Genomic DNA, 20687 nt, shown 5'->3' on the forward strand with positions numbered 1-20687 from the left:
ATATAGCGGCGGAAATTCCCCTTATTGGTATTCCATATCTGAATCAACCAATGGTTCAGGTGGTGGTGCCGGCTCCGTTAATTATGGCACGTCGCCTCTCGGTTCATCAGGGACGAATAACGGCAACGGGATGGCTATCATAACGTGGTAGTTGCTGCCGAAGGTTACAAAACATCGGTTTAAAAGTATCGATGTTTTGTAACTGAATGAACATGATATTTGAGATATTTGCTGAATGAAAACCTATTTGTTTCTTCTGATTGCCATTATCTCTGAAATTATCGCGACATCTGCATTAAAGGCATCTGAGCAGTTCAGTAAACTTGTGCCATCATTAATAGTGATTATCGGCTACGCATCAGCCTTTTACTTTCTTAGCCTGACCCTCAAAAAAATGAATCTGGGCATCGCCTACGCGCTCTGGTCTGGCGTCGGCATCGTTTTGGTTACTGCCATAGGTGCGATCCTGTATAAGCAAAAACCTGATCTTCCTGCTATTGCCGGCATTATCCTGATTCTCGCCGGAGTCGTAATCATTAACCTGTTTTCCAAAACAACTCTGCATTAACTAAAAACCATCCTGCTATCATTTTTTATACCTGCTGCCAATCGGCTGCGGATTACAAGCGAAATTTTTACCAGCGCTTTTATAAAGCGTATATGAAAAAAACTTTTTTTTCATATACGCCTGAACTTCACAGTAAATATCTATACATTAGTAAAAACGTTTACGTACACGAAAGCCGGAAAGGAAGACCGGTCCTTTTTTGGCCTGACACGTGTACGTACACGTTTTGAGTATATATCTGATCCGTTCTACCATTTACAAAAATTATTAATCAAGTAAAAAGATGAAAAATCTCAGGACAATTATTATCCTTTTGGCTGGGGCCGCGCTTGCGGCGTGCAGCAAGCAGCAGGTGAGTTCACCCGAAGTAAAGAAAACGGCAGGCCGCGCCATGAAAACGAGTTCAACCCCGTCGGATAAAGTAGTGGTGGCTTACATAGCAGGGAGTGCCGGAAATGTGCAGGCTATCACTGATTCAATCGACTTCAGTATTGTTACGCACGTTAACCTCGCTTTTTTCGACCCGGGTACCAACGGTGAAATGATGGCCAATGGCGAGCCTCTCTTTGCTGATTTTACAGCCCAGCAGATCAATTATGTTGTGACCAAAGCGCACGCTGCGGGCAGAAAGGTATTACCTTCTCTGGTAGGGGCGAATCCGGCCGTCGGATCGGGTAATATTGTTGAACTGTTCCGCCCAGCGAACCGGACTAACTTTATCAACCACCTGGCTGACATGGTTACTTATTTCAACCTGGATGGGGTGGATGTAGATGTAGAGGGCAATCAACTGGCGGCGATAAAAAATGAGGGCAATTATGCCGGGTTTATTGCGGCATTAAGGAACAAGATAAATCCTTTGGGAAAACTTGTTACGGTAGCAACTCCGGGCCCCAACAGTACGACCATTCCGAATTCATCCATTGCCTATTTCGACCTGGTTAACATCATGTCATACGATATTGGCTATGGATCTTCAAACAATCATTCTCCTTATAATAAGGCCGTAGATGATATCCAGTATTATATCTCCAATGGCTGGCCTGCTTCTAAGCTTGTATTGGGGCTGCCTGCTTATGGATTTAAGCCGACAGTGGGTACCGGCACGAGGTCATACAAAAGTATCGTTGCAGAATATGGATCAGCGGCTGCTTATGCAGATGAATACAACGGCTATAAATACAATGGCATTAACACCATCGAAGCCAAGACACAATACGCTGTAGAAAACATCAAAGGTGTGATGCTGTGGGAGCTTTCGCAGGATGCCCCCGGACCTTATAATTTAATAAAAGCGGTAGGCCGGAAGATAAACCCGTCTGCACCTTAATTTATTTTGATCAGATATATCTTTTTAACTGCCAGGGAGCTGATCTCTGGCAGTCGAATTTTAAATGAAGCTTATTTTAAAACTAACCAAACAAAATTCCTCCGAAAAAGGCGGGCTGATGAAAATCAGGCTCCTCTGTGTGGATCATCGTCCAGCTGAGGAAATGCGGCTCCGGCAGGTCGTCCCCGCATTTATAGAAATTTGCCCGGCATCTTAATCCCTTCAGTGAACTGATGCGATGGTAATGAAAAGCTTCTACCGGTACGCTAAGTGTTATTTCCCAGTTAAAGCTGGCTGTACCGGCAGATGAGCGCGAATGCAGCATGAGATCGGTGGTAACCAGCCGGATGATGTTCTCCGGCAGCAGCAGCCGGTCTTCCCTGGAAGAACCGAAACCAACTTTGCCCACACCTAAACAGTTGAACTCGAAATTGTAATAGTCCTGCTCCTCCCCGAAAGCGATAAAGAACTCTACGCAATTGTCTTTATGCACGGCATCGTTAATGTTCCGCTCCGCTGTTTTAAAAACATCTTCGGAGACCCTGAATTTTAGTAAGACAGCTGTATTGGAGTGGGCGATGCGGAAAGCAGCGCTGCATTTCGTGTGATACTGCGGCCAGGGTTGGTGATCAATGAAATTCACCGGCAGGTCCTGCCAGAATAAGGTTTCTGAACTGTTTTCTATAAAAGGTACAAGTAAGCGCTTCATCGGGAATCTGGGTACACGTTAAATGTTTTTCGGTTACGTACACGAAAGTATAAAAATGATTTGACTTTGTGTTAATTTTTGTACTATCTTCAACCACTCACAGATGCGGAATATTTATTTAATTGTTTGATCCATGAAGAAAGCGGAAGAAAGAGAGCTTGTTGGTGTTAAGGAAATAGCACGCAGGGCGAACGTGTCTATTGCTACGGTAGACCGTGTATTGCATAACAGGCCCGGTGTTTCTGTAAAAACAAAGAATCTCATTAATTCCATCATCGAGGAGCTCGATTATCAGCCTAATATATTTGCCCGCAGGCTGGCTTCCAAAAAGGTGCTCGAACTGGCGGTGCTGATGCCTCATGTATCATCAGAGACCGAGTACTGGGACGCTCCGCTGAAAGGAATTCTGAGCGCAGAGGCGGAGATCAGGGCATACGGGATCACGATTAAGCAGTATCTTTTTGATCAGAACAACCGCAAGTCGTTTACCAAACAGGCCCGGCTGGTACTGGATTCGCATCCGAGTGGTGTGTTGCTGGCACCTATGTTTATAGAAGAATCGAAGAAGTTTACACAGGACTGCGACAAGATGCAGATCCCCTATGTGTTTATCAACTCTGATCTGCCGGAACAGAAAAGCCTGTGTTATATCGGCCCTGATCTTTACCATTCGGGCTACCTGGGAGCCCACCTGATGCAGTACCTGATGAGAGATAAGGAAACAGTGCTTATTGTAAACATTTCCAAAGAGATGGATAACCACCACCACCTCTTACGAAAGGAGGAGGGGTTCAGGGCTTATTATCAGGACCATAACAAGGAAATTTCTATTCTGAAGCTGGATATCCGGGACACGGATTACCTTTCTGTTAAGAAGGAGCTGACCAAATTTCTTGCTAAACATGAAGTCCAGGCTTTTTTTGTAAGCAATTCCCGGGTTTTCTCTGTAGCCCGGTACCTGGACGAAGCCGGCTTGAACGACAAGCTGCTGATCGGTTTCGACTTCCTGGACGAAAATATCGGCTATCTCAAAAAATCGACCATCGATTTTCTGATCTGCCAGAAACCGCAGGAACAGGGGTACAGGGGCATCATGGCGCTGTACAATCACCTGGTGCATAATGCTTCCATAGAAAATGTGTACTTTATGCCTATTGACATCATCACCAAAGAAAATTACGCATTTTACAGGAATTGATTATTTTTTTTAATTGTGTACGTAAACGTGCTGTTTTTTTTCTTTATTTGTATTAAACTAACAAGCTAACCCAAATAAAACTAACATGATGAACCAGGCTCTGAAACATCCGGAAAAATTAATCTGCATTTCCTTCTTTGATCTTTCTTAACATACCAGGAAAGTATGGGCGTTTGCAGCGGCCAGCGGGCAAAATAAACGCTGTTTAATTGAAATATTTCATCGGCACACCTGCTTATGATTGAAAAGAACAGGATTTTAGAGGATATTTGGAAAATACAGGCAGTATATGGATTGAAATCTGAGCTGTTTTGTATTCAGAGGTCACTTTTCTATCATTTATATATGAAAAACCAATGCCGTGATAAGAAATGTTCAATTTCCTGGATCATAAGTAATAAATAAATCACAAAATTTTGCTTTTTTAATTTAAATATATATCTTCGTTTACGTTACCGGTTTGAATTATTTAAATAAGGGTACGTTACCGCTCTTGATTTTATAAATTGAAGATTATAAGCAAAGCAACAATTCCGAAAATCACTTTTGGGTAGTGTGTGGCTAAATGAAGGCCAGCCGGGCGTTCCGGGAAACGGATAGCGGCAGTCCATAAATGAGAATTTTTTTTTGAAATAAACGTGTACGTTACCGACGACAAATAATTGAAAGTATGAATAGAAATTTTAACTCAAAAAATCTCTGCCTGATTGCCTTTCTGCTTCTGTATTTCCAGCATGTAAGCACAAGAGCACAGCAGTCCGGGCAAGTGTTTGTAATCAGCGGCCTCGTTACCGATATGAGCGGGGTGAAGTTGCCGGGTGTCAGTGTGCTGAACAAAAAAAGCAGGCAAACAGCGGTCACCAATACCCAGGGCGGTTATTCCATAAGGGCGGCTAACGGGGATAGCATCCTTTATAAATACATTGGTTTTGAGGATGTCGTCGTAATAGCCGATGCCGGCCGGAAAAGCGTGCAGGTCAGGCTTAAAGAAACTTCGGAGACGCTTAAAGATGTGGTGGTAACGGCTTTAAACATCAAAAGGAGCCAGCGGGAGCTGGGTTACGCTGTTTCGGAGGTGAGTGGTGAAAGCCTGAATAAGGCGAAAGAAACGAATGTGATGAATTCGCTTGCCGGAAAAGTAGCCGGCCTGGTAATCAATAGCACTGCGGGTGGCCCGGCCGGATCGTCAAGGGTGGTACTGAGAGGAGCAACCAGCATTACGGGTAATAATCAGCCTTTATACGTGATCGACGGTATCCCGATGGATAACTCGAACTACGGGCAGGTAGGCACTGATGTGTATGGCGGCGGTGTGGATATGGGAGATGCCATATCGGCTATCAACCCTGACGACGTCGAGTCGATCAGTGTGCTGAAAGGGCCGGCGGCGACAGCCCTGTACGGAAGTTTAGCGGGTAACGGTGTCATCCTGATCACAACTAAAAAAGGTACGAATAATAAGGAGCTGGGTATTGATTTCAGCAGTACCAATACGGTAGAGAAACAGCTGACGGAGTATGACGACGTGCAGTATCTTTACGGACAGGGCAGAAACGGCCTGCTTCCGGTTGATCAGGCATCGGCCTTTAACAGCCTGTTTGTAAACTTCGGGCCCAGGCTTGACCCGAATATCAGCTTTGTGAATTTCGACGGGGTGTCCAGGCCTTATGCCCTGGTGAAGGATAATATTAACGGCTTTTTCCGCACCGGCTCTTCCTTTAATAATACCATTGCTTTATCCAGTTCAACTGATAAATCAAGCTTCCGTTTTTCCGCAGCTGATCTGAGATACAATGATATTGTGCCTGAGAGTGACATCAGGAGAAATACCTACACGTTCTCCGGGCGTTCTAAGTTCGGGGAGAAACTGTCGCTGGATGTGAGGGCTTCGTATATGGACGAGAAAGTGCACAACAGGGCCGGACTGGGAGACTCGCCATCCAACGTAGGATGGGCGTTTAACGGCCTGGCGAATAACGTTGACCAGGAATTGTTTAAGACCTATTATAAAACAGATCAGGGGGATTATGTAGACTGGGGCGGCGGCCAGTACCGCATAAACCCGTATTGGGTGGTCCGGGAAATGTATAACGAGACGGATAAAGACAGGCTTACCGGGTCGTTCAACGCAACCTACCAGTTCAGTGAATCGTTCAGCCTGAACGCGAAAGCGGCTACCGATATTACGTACCTGGATTACGAAAGCTTCCGTCCGAGAACTACACCCGGTGCGCCGGGCGGGCAGCTGGACCAGGTGAACCAGCGGTATACCACCAACCAGGTAGAGGCGATAGCGAGCTATACCAAAAAGATCAGCAGCGATCTAAATCTCTCAGCCAGGGTGGGCGGAAGTATCAATAACCGGATCCGCCGCGGAACTACTTCTGCGTTCTCGAACATGATTGTTTTAGATGCTATCAGTCCGACGAGCTATCTGGACAAAGTGGTCGTTGAGAACGACATTCCCCGCAGGATCAATTCTTTATACGGACTGGTAAACCTGGGTTTCAGGAACTATTTGTTTTTAGATGCGACAGTGAGACGCGACCAGTCGTCGACATTGCCCGAAAACAACAATACTTATACTTACCCTTCGTTATCCGGAAGTTTTGTGTTTAGCGATGCTTTTAAGATCGGCAACGACATCCTGTCTTTCGGTAAGATCAGGGCGTCGGTGGCGGAAGTAGGAAATGATACCGATCCCTTTTTACTGGACCTGTATTATTCGCTGAACCAGCTTCCGTTCAACGGGTCGTTAAACGGCAAGATCTCCAGCAAGGTGATCCCTCCGGCGGACCTGAAGCCAACAAGGACCCGGTCTTTCGAATTGGGTACCAACCTGAGGTTCTTCAAGAATAAGATCAATTTTGATGCGACGTATTATCACTCCAAATCAAGGGACCAGATCAATATCGTTCCTTCTGCACTGACGTCAGGGTTTCCGCAGCAGCTGATCAATGCCGGCGAAATTTCCAACAGGGGAGTTGAGCTGCTGGTTTCGGCATCGCCGCTGAGCAGCAACAGCAAGATCAAGTGGGATGTCAGCTTCAACTTTGCCAGGAACGTCAGTAAGATTGAATCTCTGTCTGACCGCGTGGGTCAGTATCTTACCCTGTCGGAAGCGCGCTGGGCGGGTCTGCGTGTAGTAGCCAAGCCGGGAGAACAGTACGGCACCATGATGGGGTACGACTTTATGAGAGATCCCGACGGCAATGTGATTTTGAACTCTGCCTCCCTGCTGCCTGTGATAGACCCGGAGATGAAGGTGCTGGGAAAGGGCGTGTTTGACTGGACGGGCGGCTTTACTAACCGGATCTCCTATGGTAACTTCAGCCTGAATGCGGCGTTCGATATGAAATTCGGTGCCGATATCTTCTCCATGACCAATCTGTTCCTCCATGCACGGGGATCGGCAACGGCGACCTTAGAAGGCAGGGATGAATGGATCCAGTCGGAAAAAGACCGCGTTGCTGCCGGCCAGACACCTGCCCAATGGCAGGGCGATGGTAAAGTAAGGGGATTTGTACCGCAGGGTGTGGTGAATACCGGAACGGCTGCAAACCCGGTGTATACACCTAACACCAGGGCGATGGACCCAACTTTATACTGGTCGGCTTTCGCTGCCGACGGGTCTAACATAGCCACTCCCTTTGTGTACAAAGCTAGCTACGTGAAGGTGCGGGAGCTGACGTTCACCTATACGCTTTCTCAGGGGCTGAGCAGAAGCCTGGGGCTTAAAGGGGCTTCACTGGGACTGGTAGCGCGGAACCCGTTTATCGTCTATAAAGATGTGCCGAACGTAGATCCCGACTCGAACTATAATAACAGCAACGGCCAGGGCCTGGAGTACGGCTCACTGCCGACACGCAGGGGCTGGGGACTTAACCTGAATGTGAAACTTTAAACAGGCTGATCATCATAGAATAAAAGTATACGAAGATGAAAAAACTCAAATATATCTTATTGCTTTCGGTGGCTGTGCTCGCACTCGGCTGCGAAAAATTCGGCGATATGAATACCGATCCTACCAGGTCTTCTGACCTGGATCCTGCCAGCCAGCTGATGTTCGCCCAGGCGTATTTCTCGGGAGATATGGGGATACAGGAACGCACGAACTACTTCATGCTCATCCCGATGATGCAGCAGTTTGCAGGAGCTTTTAATATGAGTTACGGCGCACTGTATAAGAAGACGCCGAGTTATATGTGGCGCATGATGGACGAAAGTTATCCAAACGATGTGCTGAATATTGTGGATGCCACAGAACGGACAAGGGGCGTGGAAAACAAGACGAACCTGAACGCCATGTGCCGGATCATGAAGGCTTATATTTTTGCGCGGCTGACGGATATGTATGGCGACATCCCGTATTTTGAAGCAGGGAAGGGCTATACCGGCATCATCCGGCCGAAGTATGATTCGCAGAAGGACATCTATTACGACCTGCTGAAGGAGCTGACTGAAGCTTCAGCCCAGCTGGACGCAGCGAAGGACAAGGTGGCCAATGAATATTTCTACAAGGGTAATATTCCGGCCTGGAAGAAGTTTGCCAACTCCCTGCGCCTCCGCCTCGCACTTCGTTTAGCGAAAAGAGAACCTGAAAAAGCAAGGGCGGAAATCCAGGCTGCTTATGCTGCCGGGCTGTTTACCAGCAATGCAGATATCTGCATGACTAAGCATGAAAATGTGCCTAACAGTTACCAGGATGTGAGGGCAAACGGGTTGTCGGCCGCATGGAATTCTAAAAACGAAATGGGCCGCGTGGTCTCTACGTTCCTGAATGCGTTGACCTCTACGAGTGATCCGCGTGTCAATCACCTGATAAAATGTTACAAAGAGTTTAACCCGGTATCGCCCACCCGCTTCCTGGAGAGGGAAGATATTACGGCGCAGGTGAAAGCAAAGATCGGGCTCATCGGCGGCTTGCCGGGACGTTATAATTACGAGGATCCGCTGAGCTCAACGGCCATTACGCTGGCGAACGGCACCTCTTACACGCCGAGAAGCATTGATCTGAAACCACAGCTTAATCATAATCTGCTGCGGAACGATGCGCCCTTCCTGCACATCACTTACGCCGAGGTGGAACTGCTGCTGGCGGATGCAACGGTGCGCCTTGGCATGGACCTGGGCGGCACGGCACAGGATCATTATTACAGAGGAGTGGAAGCGGCTATGCAGCAGCTGAGCTTGTATCCGAACGGCCCGGTGATAACGGCTGCGGAGATAGAGAATTTCAAAACAGCGAATCCCCTGGTGGCCGGCTCGGAATTACGCCAGATCAATACCCAGCTATGGATCGCGTTATTACTGAACGGTCCGGAGACCTATTCTAACTGGCGCAGAAGCGGATTCCCGCTGCTGACACCTTCACCAACGGGCGAATCTAACTCACAGACCATCCCGAGGAGATTTGAGTATTCCCTGACGGAGAAACAGCAGAATACGGCGAATGTGGAAGCCGCTATCCAGGCTCTGGGTACAGACGACTGGAACAGGCGGGTATGGTGGGACAAGGAATAAACCAGCCAGTTTTTGTGTTAAACGAATAGATAAGGAAATGACTTTCAGCAATAAAAGAGGATTACTTAAACAGTTGGTCCTGGCGGCAGTGTTCTTCGGCATATCGGTTCAGGTGCAGGCCCGCTTTAAGGTGATTGGGTACATCTGGTCAAGGGGGAATATGGTGGCGGATCTCAAAAAAGTAGATCTTACGAAAGTGACGCACCTCAATATTGCCTTTATCAATCCCAGTCCGGAAGGGGAGTTCACCGATCTGCCGGCTTTGGATACGGTAATGGCGATTGCCCGCGAGCATCACGTAAAAGTACTGATGTCATGCGGCGGAGGCAGAAGGCATGCCTATTATGCCCGCTTGCTTACCGACGAGCACAGAAACCAGCTGATCAGCAACTTTATTGCTTACCTGGATAAATATCAGCTGGATGGAATAGATGTTGACCTGGAGGGAGATGATATTGACTCTAACTACGAAGCTTTTATTGTTGGGCTGAGGAAACCCCTGTCGCGCCGGAAAAAGTTACTGACGGCCGCCGTAGCCTGGTGGACAAGAGAGCGGATGACAGACAAAGCGCTTGCGCAGTTCGATTTCATTAATATCATGGCGTACGATAAAACGGGGCCCTGGAAACCGGAAAATCCCGGTCAGCATTCTCCCATGAGCTATGCACAGGAACATCTTGCTTACTGGCATAAGGAACGGGGGCTTAAGAAAAAGCGCCTCAACCTGGGCTTGCCTTTTTACGGGTACGGATTCGGGGAATTGCCTGATGCTGATCCCTTGTTCCGGAACATCACCTGGCAGGAGGTGCTGGAAAAGTATCCCGGCAGGAAAGATTTTGACGAAATTGTACTGCCGGAGAACGGGGGTACGCTATATTACAATGGGATCAGCACGATCCGGCAGAAGACAGAGCTTGCAGTGAAAGAGGGCGGAGGTGTGATGATCTGGCAGTTGCTGCATGATAGTTTCAACGAAGACTCTTTACTCGACCTGATTGACAGAACGTGGAAAGCATCAGGTAAAAGGAGACAGGCTGGCGGTCAGCCTTCCGCCAATACAGCCGGAGACTCTTTTCGCGTGAAGGGTTTTCACCTGGATCTCCGGATCCAGGTAATGAAAATGCAGGCGCTGAAAGATTTTGTGCTGAAGCTGAGCAAGAACGGCATAAACACCCTGGTGATGGAATGGGAGGCTTCGTATCCTTACGAAAAGCACCGGATCATATCCAGCCGCTATGCGTACAGCCGGGAAGAGGTCCGCGATTTTATTGATTATTGTGAGAGCTTACATATCGATGTGATTCCCTTACAGCAAAGTTTCGGACATGTTGAGTATATCCTGAAGCATCCGCGCTACAAAGAGCTGCGCGAGGATCAGAAAGATTACTCCCAGGTAAATCCCCTGAAAGAGGAGCTGTGCAGGGCGCTCTTTACCGATCTTTTTAAAGACATGGCCGCGATGCACAAGTCTGACTATCTGCATATCGGGGGCGACGAAACGTACCTGCTGGGACATTCGGAGGAATCTAAGAAGAAGGTGGCCGAGGTAGGAAAGGGGCGTCTTTACGGGGATTATTTAAAATTGATGTGCGATATTGTGGTAAGCCTGGGCAAGCGCCCGGTAGTCTGGGCCGATATTGCGCTGAAGTATCCGGATGCTTTAAAGTCGCTGCCCAAAGAGACTATTTTCGTCGACTGGAATTACGGCTGGGCACTCGACCGATTCGGCGATCACAGGAAGCTGATGGAAAGCGGCTTCGAAATATGGGGCGCCCCGTCTATAAGAAGCCAGCCTGATAACTACTTTATTACTCAATGGGATAAACATTTCAATAATATCGGGACGTTTATCCCGCAGGCCAGGCAGCTCGGCTATAAAGGCATGGTGATGACTTCCTGGTCTACGTCCGGGATCTATTCGCCTGTATTTGAATCGTCAACGGATATGATCGATCTGTACGCCATCCGGCGGGTATACCCCATCAGCGGTTTCAATATGCTGATCGATGCTTATTTCAAAGCGCTGAACGGCAGCGATTTCAATGCAGGGGATTTTATCAGGGACTATGCTCTTACGCATTATGGACTTGATGAAAAGGATGCTTCCGCATTCCGGAAGGCTATCTGCTCTGCTCCTTATGAGATAAACCAGGGAAAAGTTATTGGTGCCGCGCTGTCAGTGAAACAGCTGCTGGACAGTGCACAGGAGGCTTCATCTGTTCTGAATGCGCTCAGGCCCCAAAAAGGGAAGAACGAATTTGAGCATTATCGCCTGATGGCAGATATCCGCTGTCAATACCTCCGCTATATGCTGGCTGAGGAGCAGGTAAATGCGGAAGGTTTCCGCGTAGAAGATGCACCCCGGATCCTGAAACAACTGAATGCCATCCATACCAAAAAGCTTGACCGCCGCTTTATTAAGCTGAACAAAGCGGTATTGTATCCTTCAGAGCTGATAACAGAGAATGAATTGAGAAACAGCAGGATTGAACTTTTAAAAGAGAAGCTTTCAGGAGAGAAATAAACTGTTTATTACATGAAATTCTTTAGTATACTATTTACGGGCTTGTTGCTGTACACAGCAAATGTTTTCGGGCAGCTTCCCGCCGGGTCATTGCCTGAGATCAGCCTTAGCTGGCAGCCCCTGCAAAACCGTTACCAGGGCGGGCCGGAGGCGCTCGGGGTGCTGGAAATAAGTAATACCGGCGACAGGACATTGCCTGCCGAAGGCTGGAAATTGTATTTCAATATGGTCCGTGTGCTCAGATCGAAGGAGCAGGAAAAAGAATTGCTGGTAAAACATGTCAACGGGGATTTGTTTTACCTGTATCCCGCTAAAACCTTCGGGGGGCTTAAGCCAGGACAAACGGTGCGCATTGAACTCCTGGTAAACGGATCGCTGGTTATTGCATCCGACACACCACAGGGCTTTTATCTGGTGGCCGATGCCGGGAAGCAGATCCGGGTAGTAAAGCAATTTAAGGTACTGCCTGCAGCGGACCCCGTGAAACTTCAGCGCTTTGAAGGAGATGAGGAGATCAGTCCGGCGAAGATCTACGCACAGAATGCCTCTCTGAAAGATATACCCCTTGCAAAACTTACTAAAATATTCCCCACGCCCGTACAGTATACCGAAAAAGCCGGTTCTTTCATTCTTACGGCCAATACTGCTATACAGTACGACGAAACGTTTGAGCAGGAAGCCGGATTTCTCGCAGACAGGCTTCTTGCCCTTCTGGGTAAACCGGTGAAGCTTTCGAAGAACAAAAACAGCTTTAATAATAACATCACCCTGCAGAAAGACACGCTGCGGGGCGAAGCATATTCACTTACCATCACGAGCGGGGGCATAAGAATAGGCGCCGGCACCGCTGCAGGAGCGTTCTACGCCGTTCAGTCTCTGCTTAGCCTCATTGATCCGCCCGCTTATGCTTCAGCGCATAATAAGAAGCTTTTGCTGCCCTGCGCAGAAGTAAAGGATCATCCCCGTTTTGCCTACCGGGCGGTGATGCTGGATGTTGCCCGGAATTTTCATCCGAAGCAGCAGGTGCTGAAGATGATCGACTTGATGGCTTTGTATAAGCTGAACACGCTGCACCTGCATTTAAATGATGATGAAGGATGGCGGATCGAAATACCTGCATTGCCGGAGTTAACAGAAGTGGGAGGAAGAAGGGCACATCTCTTTGAAAAAGAAGAAGGTATGCACCTTCCGCCTTCTTATGGATCAGGGCCCTATGCCGGCCAGCTTCCGGGCAGCGGCTATTACAGCAGGGCCGAATTTATTGAGATCCTGCGTTATGCAAAGCAAAGACATATATCAGTGCTGCCCGAGATTGAAACGCCGGGACATGCGCGCGCCGCGATCAGGGCGATGGACAGCCGGTATTTCCGCCTGATGAAAGAGGGGAAAAAGGAGGAAGCTGAGCGCTTTTTATTACACGATTTTAATGATTCATCGGTTTACCGTTCGGTTCAGAAATGGAACGACAATGTGATGGATGTATCGAAACATTCGGTATATAACTTCCTGGGGATAGTGACTGACGAACTTACCGGTATGTATAAAGAAGCCGGGGCAGCTTTAACTACTATTCATCTGGGAGGGGATGAAGTACCTGCCGGTGTATGGGAGAAATCACCGTCGTATGCAAAACTGAAAATGGTGAACCCTGGTATCCAGTCGACAGACGACCTGTGGTATTATTATTTCGGTAAAGCCGATTCCCTGCTTAAGAAGCGGGGACTATACCTGTCGGGCTGGGAAGAGGTAGCCATGCGCAAAACCAAAGTGGACGGGACTGTGAAATGGATCCCTAACCCGGATTTTAATACAAGGAACTTCCGGGTGAATGTATGGAACAACCTGTCGGGTAATGAAGATCTCGCTTATAAACTGGCCAATGCCGGGTATAAGGTAGTCCTGTCATTCGTTACTAATTTCTACCTGGATATGGCTTACCATAAGAGTTTTGAGGAGCAGAGTTTTTACTGGGGCGGATTTACGGAACTGGACAAGCCCTTCAGCTTTATTCCATTTAATTATCTGAAAAATCAGCGGAACGATAACCAGGGGAGGCCGCTTAGCATAAACGTGATTAACGGGGCTGAGCGCCTTACCGATTACGGCAGGCAGAACGTGGCAGGCCTGCAGGGTTTATTATGGACGGAGACCGTGAAAACCAGTCAGCAGATGGAATACCAGGTATTGCCCCGGATGCTCAGCCTCGCCGAAAAAGCCTGGAGCAGGAGCAGGGTATGGGAAGAGGAACCTGATTCTGCGAAAGCGGCACAGTTATACCAGGAAGATCTGCAGCATTTTTATAACGTATCAGGAAAGCGGGAGCTGAAAAGGCTCGATTATTATGCCGGGGGATTCGACTACCGCATTGCGCCTCCGGGACTTAAACGGAGCGGCAACCTTGTTTACGCCAACACACAATTACCCGGTTTTACCATCCGGTATACCACGGACGGCAGCATGCCTGGCAGCAGAAGTAAGGTGTATACTGGTCCCCTGGCCTATAACAGCGGGCTGGTGTTCCGGGCATTCAGCAGTACAGGCAGGGGCAGCAGAATTTCAAAACCAGACAATTCAGATCAATGAGCACAAAAGAACAGGCAGTACAGGTAAAGTCTTTAAGTAAACGCGATGCCACTATTTCGATACTGATCGTGGGTTTGCTGTTTTTTATATTCGGCTTTGTAACCTGGGTAAATGCTATACTGATCCCATATTTCAAAATCGCCTGCGAGCTGAATAATTTTCAATCGTACCTGGTGGCCTTCGCTTTTTATATAGCCTACCTGGTGATGTCTTTGCCGGCCGCGATGCTGCTGAAAAAGATCGGTTTTAAGAAGGGGATGATGGCCGGCTTCTGGGCCATGGCGGCAGGAGCGCTCCTGTTTGTACCGGCGGCTTCCAGCCGCACGTTTGCGGTTTTTCTCATCGGGCTTTTTACCATCGGGATGGGCCTGGCTGTGCTGCAGACTGCCGCTAATCCGTATATCACCATCCTGGGGCCTAAAGAGCGGGCGGCGCAGAGGTTCAGCATTATGGGGATCTGCAACAAGCTGGCCGGCATCATTGCACCACTGCTTTTTGCAGCTGTTATTTTGCGCCCGAGCGACAGCGACCTTTTTAAAGAAATTGCCCTGATGCAGGGTGCGGAAAAGGCAGCACTCCTGGATGAGCTGATTCAGCGGGTGATTACCCCTTATACCGTAGTGGCCGTTGTGTTATTCCTCCTGGGCTTGTTTGTGCGGTATTCGCCGCTGCCGGAGATCGATACGGATACGGAAGATGAAGAACTGGCGGCCAGCAATTCAGGCAAACGGAGCATCCTGGATTTTCCGCACCTGGTACTGGGTGCCGTGGCCATATTTTTCCATGTAGGTTCGCAGGTTATTGCGGTCGACAGTGTTATCAACTATGCCTCCGGTTCGGGTGTGCCTTTCCTGGAAGCGAAGGTCTTTCCTTCATACACCTTAACGGCAACCATCATCGGTTACCTGCTGGGCATCAGCTTTATTCCTAAAATACTGTCGCAATTGAACGCACTGAAAATATGCACGGTCCTGGGCTTAGTATTGAGTATGCTGATCCTGACAGTGAGGGGAGAAGTGACCCTTCTGGGCCATACTACCGATATATCGGTATGGCTGGTGGTTCTACTGGGCTTTGCCAATTCCATGATTTGGGCCGGGGTATGGCCGCTGGCACTGGATAATCTGGGCCGTTTTATCAAAACGGGCGCATCTTTACTGATCATGGGACTTTGCGGCAACGCCATCCTTCCCCTGACATACGGGCATTTTGCCGATACCATCGGGCTGCGGGGTGCGTACTGGGTGCTGTTGCCTTGTTATCTGTACCTTATTTTTTATGCCTTTCACGGTCATCGCACGAAGACCTGGAAACTTAAACAGTTTTTTCATGAGTTTAATTAAAATATATAACGGAACGGTCATTACCCCTTACCGGACGATCAGGGAGGGAACGATCCTCCTGCGGGACGGAAAGATCCTGGAGGTGACAGACAAGAATGTAGAAGCGGAGGGCGCGACAGCGATCAATGCGCGGGGGATGTATATTTCTCCGGGCTTTATAGATATTCATGTGCATGGGGGAGGCGGGCATGATTTTATGGATAACACCGTGGAAGCTTTCCTGGGCATTGCCCGGGCACATGCGCGGTACGGCACTACATCCCTGATGCCTACCACCCTGAGCTGCGAAAAGGAAGACCTGCTGAAAACCCTGTCCGTTTACGAAGAAGCGAACGTGCTGAATAAAGCCGGCGCAGGTTTTATCGGGATACACATAGAAGGCCCTTATTTTTCGATGAACCAGAAGGGCGCCCAGGACCCGCGTTATATACGCTATCCCGATCCTGAAGAATACAGGGAGATTATCGCTTACTCGGCATCTGTAAAGCGCTGGAGTGCTGCGCCCGAGCTGCCGGGAGCGCTTCCATTCGGGGAGTTTTTAAGATCTAAGGGCATTTTACCGGCTATAGCGCATACGGATGCCATCTACGAAGAAGTACTGGAGGCCTATGAAAAAGGCTTTGTACATGCTACGCATTTTTATTCCTGCATGTCGGGTGTTTCCAGGAGAAATGCGTATCGCTTCGCCGGTGTGGTGGAAAGTGCTTACCTGCTGGATGGGATGACGGTGGAAATCATAGCGGATGGCGTGCATTTGCCGGCTTCTTTGCTCAAACTGGTTTACAAGATCAAGGGGGCTGACCGGATAGCGCTGATCACCGATGCCATGAGAGGCGCCGGTATGCCTCCCGGGAAGAGCATCCTGGGAAGCCTGAAAGATGGCGTGGAAGTGATTGTAGAAGACGGCGTGGCAAAACTGCCTGACCGTTCGGCTTTTGCAGGGAGTGTAGCTACGGGGGATATCCTGGTACGCAATATGGTGCGGCTGGCCGATGTTCCCCTGGCCGATGCCATTAAAATGAGCAGTGAGACGCCTGCGTCTATTATGGGGATTGCGGATAAAAAAGGATCCCTGGTGAAGGGTAAAGATGCGGATGTGATCATTTTCGATGAGGACATCCGGATAGATACCACTATTGTAAACGGAGAAATTGTCTATCCGGCAAGTGAATTAACAATATCAAATTAATCTATAAAGTGATGATAAACCAGTTTCAGGCAGGATTGCTTAACGTTGAGGTGTATTCGTCCCGTGAAGAAATGGGGCAGGAGGCAGCAAAAGCAGCTGCGGAAAAAATCAGGGAACTCCTGGACAAAAAGGAGCAGATCAATATTATTTTCGCGGCAGCTCCTTCGCAGAATGAGTTCTTACAGGCACTGCGGACGGACACCAGTATTTCGTGGGAAAAGATCAATGCCTTTCATATGGATGAATACCTGGGCCTGGATGCAGATGCGCCCCAGGGTTTTGGGAACTTTCTGAAGGAGCACATTTTTGGTGGTCTCCCGTTCAGGAATGTATATTACCTGAACGGCAATGCGGACAAGCCCGGTGATGAGTGCAGTCACTACACGGAACTGCTCTTACAAAACCCGCCTGACATTGTTTTTATGGGCATCGGCGAAAACGGACACCTGGCTTTTAACGATCCCCCGGTGGCCGATTTTAACGACCCGCATAAAGTTAAGGTGGTTGAACTCGACCCGGTATGCCGGCAGCAGCAGGTAAATGACGGCTGTTTTGAAAGCCTGGACCTGGTGCCTCTTTCTGCATTAACCTTAACCTTGCCGGCTTTGATGGAGGCAGGTACCATCTTCTGTATGGTGCCGGGTATTAAAAAAGCGCAGGCCGTACAGGATACGGTCATGCAGGATATGGCAGAAGCCTATCCTTCAACCATCCTTCGCGGGCATGCCCGTGCCACGCTGTTCCTGGACAGGGACAGCAGCAGTATGCTCAGCGAGCAGATCCCTGTTCAATAGATGAAGTCCGAAAATGTTACGCAATATGAACGATCAACCGGCCCTGAAAGCAAGCCCCGTACGATACTTGTCACTTGATGTGTTAAGGGGGCTAACCATTTGCCTGATGATAATAGTCAATACCCCGGGCGACTGGGCAAATATTTATGCCCCGTTTGAACATGCCGAATGGCATGGGTTTACGCTGACCGACCTGGTTTATCCGACTTTTTTATTCGTGGTGGGCAATGCCATGAGCTTCAGTATGAAAAAACTGGGGACATTGCCTCAGCGGGACTTTTTGATTAAAGTGTTTAAAAGAACGCTGCTCATCTTCGCCCTGGGCTATTTCCTGAACGGATTTCCTTTCTACAAGGTGCAGGAAGGGGTGGTGAATATTACCGGTTTAAATACTATCCGGATAATGGGGGTATTGCAAAGGATTGCCATTTGTTATTGCCTGGCCACGCTGCTTATTTATTATTTCAGGAGAACGACCGTTCTGGCAGTCAGTGTGCTGATCCTGCTTGGATACTGGGCAGTGCTCTGGTACGCGGGCGACAGCGGGTCCCCATATAGCCTGGAAGGAAATGCGGTACTTAAACTGGATCTCCTGGTATTCGATCCGTCGAGGCTGTACCAGGGTTTTGGGATCCCATTTGAACCTGAGGGTCTTTTAAGCAATCTGCCTGCCATTGTCAATATTATCGCGGGCTATTTTGCGGGAAATTATATCCGTGAAAACGGGAATACGCAGGGTACGGTATTGAAAATGATCACAGCAGGAGCGGGGGCAATTACAGTTGCGCAGCTATGGAATTTAGTTTTCCCCATCAATAAGCCGCTCTGGACAAGCTCGTATACCCTATATGCTATCGGCTTAGATCTCGTGATCCTCGGGGTCCTGATATTTATTATAGAAGTGCGGTCGGTAAGGCGCTGGACTTATTTCTTCGAAGTGTTCGGCAAGAACCCGCTTTTTATTTATGCCCTGTCGGGCATGATCATTAAGATATTGTACAGGATCAGTGTTTCCGGTCAGCCGCTGGCCGGCGCTTTATACAGGAATTTGTATACGAGCTGGCTTGCGGATAAGAATGCCTCGCTGCTGTTTGCCGTTTCCTACATGCTGCTGCTGTGGACTATCGGCCTGATCATGGACAAGCGCAGGATCTATATAAGAGTGTAAGATAGAGTGATGAAAGAGGACTTGATTTTAAAACCTGAAATGAATACAACTGAATTAAAAAGCCCGGTATCCCGTTCGATTGCCATCGACGCATTCAGGGCTGTTACCATGATATTGATGATCTTCGTGAACGACCTCTGGACGCTGGAAGGCGTTCCGCACTGGCTGGAACATGTCAGTGCAGATACCGATGGAATGGGCCTGGCGGATGTGGTTTTTCCTGCTTTTTTATTTATCGTCGGCCTTTCTGTGCCTTATGCCATACAGAGCCGCCGGAAAAAAGGCGACACTTCCTGGCAGATCCTGTGGCACATTGTACAAAGAACGATTGCCCTGCTGGTGATGGGCTTTCTTTTCGTCAATTCTGAAACCTATAGCCATGAAGCTCTTCTCCCCAGAAGCTTGTGGGTATTGCTGATCGTGGTTGGTTTCTTCCTGATCTGGCTGGATTATCCGCAGCCCGCGTCAGTGGCGGCAAGATCGTTAAGAGCCGCAGGAGTCATCCTGCTGATCGTGATGGCATCGCTTTACCGTTCGGATACGGCTTCGGGCATCAGCGCACTTACACCGCAATGGTGGGGGATACTGGGAAAGATCGGCTGGGCTTATTTTACGATAAGCTGTATTTATCTCGCCACGCGTGGTCATTTCTCCCTTCAGCTGCTGGCCCTGGTCTTTCTGATCTTTTTCAGCGCTGCGAGTCACCTGGGCTGGCTGGATCCGCTCAGTTCTATAAGAAGGTACGTCTGGCTAACCGGAAACGGAGCTCCGGCTGCGCTTAGCATGGCAGGCATCGTTGCCTCGTTAGTTTACAGGAAGTATACAGCGGGTGATAAGAGTTTTTACATCATCCTGTGTTTTTTAGCCATTGTGCTGATGATCTTCGGCTTTGCCACCCGCCCCGTCTGGGAGATCTCAAAGATCCGTGCAACACCTTCATGGGTGAGTATCTGTGCCGCTATCAGCATCCTGGGTTTTATGCTGATGGCCTTTTTAACAGACGTAAAGCGGTTTACAAAATGGTATGATTACATAAAGCCTGCCGGTGTCAGTACATTAACCTGTTACCTGCTGCCATATATCTATTACAGTTTAATTAACCTGAGTCATGCTGGTCAGCTGCCCGCTTTTTTACGTACAGGTCCGGTTGGTCTCGTAAAGTCCCTGGTCTTTGCTTTACTCATCGTGGCGCTGGCTGGCGTGATGGGCAAAAGGCATATAAGGTTAAAGTTGTAAATTAAAGACAGGGGTGTGCTGATGTTTGCGATCAGCGTGTCCGGGCTGCCTTCTTACCTGACGGGGGAGTGACCTGATGCTCAACCCTTAAGTATGAAAAATAAAGCCATAAAAAAAAATAATATTTTTCTTTGGATTTTATTTTAAAGTTTTTCTATATTTGTAGTGATAAGGTTTAGGTGCCTCCGTTGTGCTCATCACTCGGGGGCTTTTTTATGCGCCCAGTATCTGACCTAAAGAGACATCATCCGACTTTTCTTAATGCACCACCCTGTTGAATTTAATTAAACCAGAGCAATAGCGCAAAGTGTAGTTGGGATCAGCAATCCGGCAACCGCCAGATTGATAAAAGATTTTTTTGAAATTCTCACAATACAGGGTCATTACAAAGGCTTTTTCCAGCTCAAGATCACCCTCGCATTTCCTCCCTGCCGGTAAGGATAAACATCACCGTCATAATTATCCTGACGGACACCGGAATTATAGGAACCCGCTCCGCCTGCACGCTGAAAGGAGGTGGTT

General features: G+C 48.5%; 14 protein-coding genes. 13 read left to right on the forward strand and 1 reads right to left on the reverse strand.

Annotated elements, in window-relative coordinates; all coding sequences use genetic code 11:
- The 3 genes from DDR33_RS27055 to DDR33_RS02640 all read left to right on the forward strand — a co-directional run.
- Window positions 1-151: hypothetical protein (locus DDR33_RS27055; RefSeq protein ID WP_158280620.1), on the forward strand; the 151-nt coding region annotated here is incomplete at its 5' end.
- 84 nt (window positions 152-235) lie between these two features.
- Window positions 236-568: a DMT family transporter gene (locus DDR33_RS02635; protein WP_109414223.1), complete on the forward strand. Its 333-nt coding sequence runs from the start codon at window positions 236-238 to the stop codon at window positions 566-568.
- A gap of 283 nt (window positions 569-851) precedes the next feature.
- Complete coding sequence (locus tag DDR33_RS02640; protein WP_109414224.1) at window positions 852-1898, forward strand: glycosyl hydrolase family 18 protein; 1047 nt, start codon at window positions 852-854, stop codon at window positions 1896-1898.
- An 82-nt stretch (window positions 1899-1980) separates the two neighbouring features.
- Here DDR33_RS02640 and DDR33_RS02645 read toward each other — a convergent pair whose 3' ends face one another.
- Complete coding sequence (locus DDR33_RS02645) at window positions 1981-2607, reverse strand: carbohydrate-binding family 9-like protein (RefSeq protein ID WP_109414225.1); 627 nt, start codon at window positions 2605-2607, stop codon at window positions 1981-1983.
- A gap of 133 nt (window positions 2608-2740) precedes the next feature.
- Here DDR33_RS02645 and DDR33_RS02650 point away from each other — a divergent pair, with 133 nt between their 5' ends.
- The 10 genes from DDR33_RS02650 (at window position 2741) to DDR33_RS02695 (ending at window position 20165) form a co-directional block, all read left to right on the forward strand.
- Window positions 2741-3805: a LacI family DNA-binding transcriptional regulator gene (locus tag DDR33_RS02650; protein WP_109414226.1), complete on the forward strand. Its 1065-nt coding sequence runs from the start codon at window positions 2741-2743 to the stop codon at window positions 3803-3805.
- A gap of 670 nt (window positions 3806-4475) precedes the next feature.
- Entirely contained in the window at window positions 4476-7709 is a 3234-nt protein-coding gene (locus DDR33_RS02655) for a SusC/RagA family TonB-linked outer membrane protein (RefSeq protein ID WP_109414227.1), read from the forward strand.
- 35 nt (window positions 7710-7744) lie between these two features.
- Window positions 7745-9328, forward strand: coding sequence for a SusD/RagB family nutrient-binding outer membrane lipoprotein (locus DDR33_RS02660; protein ID WP_109414228.1), 1584 nt, complete (start codon window positions 7745-7747; stop codon window positions 9326-9328).
- Window positions 9258-11852, forward strand: coding sequence for a glycosyl hydrolase family 18 protein (locus DDR33_RS02665; protein ID WP_109414229.1), 2595 nt, complete (start codon window positions 9258-9260; stop codon window positions 11850-11852). Before DDR33_RS02660 ends, DDR33_RS02665 begins: the two co-directional genes overlap by 71 nt.
- A 12-nt stretch (window positions 11853-11864) precedes the next feature.
- Window positions 11865-14435 carry a family 20 glycosylhydrolase gene (locus DDR33_RS02670; protein ID WP_109414230.1) on the forward strand — a complete coding sequence of 857 codons (2571 nt, stop codon included), beginning with the start codon at window positions 11865-11867 and terminating at the stop codon, window positions 14433-14435.
- Window positions 14432-15778 carry a sugar MFS transporter gene (locus DDR33_RS02675; protein WP_109414231.1) on the forward strand — a complete coding sequence of 449 codons (1347 nt, stop codon included), beginning with the start codon at window positions 14432-14434 and terminating at the stop codon, window positions 15776-15778. Before DDR33_RS02670 ends, DDR33_RS02675 begins: the two co-directional genes overlap by 4 nt.
- The gene (nagA, locus tag DDR33_RS02680; protein ID WP_109414232.1) at window positions 15765-16967 is read left to right on the forward strand and encodes an N-acetylglucosamine-6-phosphate deacetylase; all 1203 of its coding nucleotides are present in this window, start codon (window positions 15765-15767) and stop codon (window positions 16965-16967) included. Before DDR33_RS02675 ends, nagA begins: the two co-directional genes overlap by 14 nt.
- An 11-nt stretch (window positions 16968-16978) precedes the next feature.
- The gene (locus DDR33_RS02685) at window positions 16979-17761 is read left to right on the forward strand and encodes a glucosamine-6-phosphate deaminase (RefSeq protein ID WP_109414233.1); all 783 of its coding nucleotides are present in this window, start codon (window positions 16979-16981) and stop codon (window positions 17759-17761) included.
- Between the two features lie 25 nt (window positions 17762-17786).
- Complete coding sequence (locus DDR33_RS02690) at window positions 17787-18929, forward strand: acyltransferase family protein (protein ID WP_109414234.1); 1143 nt, start codon at window positions 17787-17789, stop codon at window positions 18927-18929.
- Window positions 18930-18968: 39 nt separating this feature from the next.
- On the forward strand, window positions 18969-20165 hold the full coding sequence (locus DDR33_RS02695; RefSeq protein ID WP_109414538.1) for a DUF5009 domain-containing protein: 1197 nt from the start codon (window positions 18969-18971) through the stop codon (window positions 20163-20165).
- Window positions 20166-20687 lie beyond the last annotated feature (522 nt).

It is taken from the genome of Pararcticibacter amylolyticus (assembly GCF_003130405.1).
GTDB lineage: Bacteria > Bacteroidota > Bacteroidia > Sphingobacteriales > Sphingobacteriaceae > Arcticibacter > Arcticibacter amylolyticus.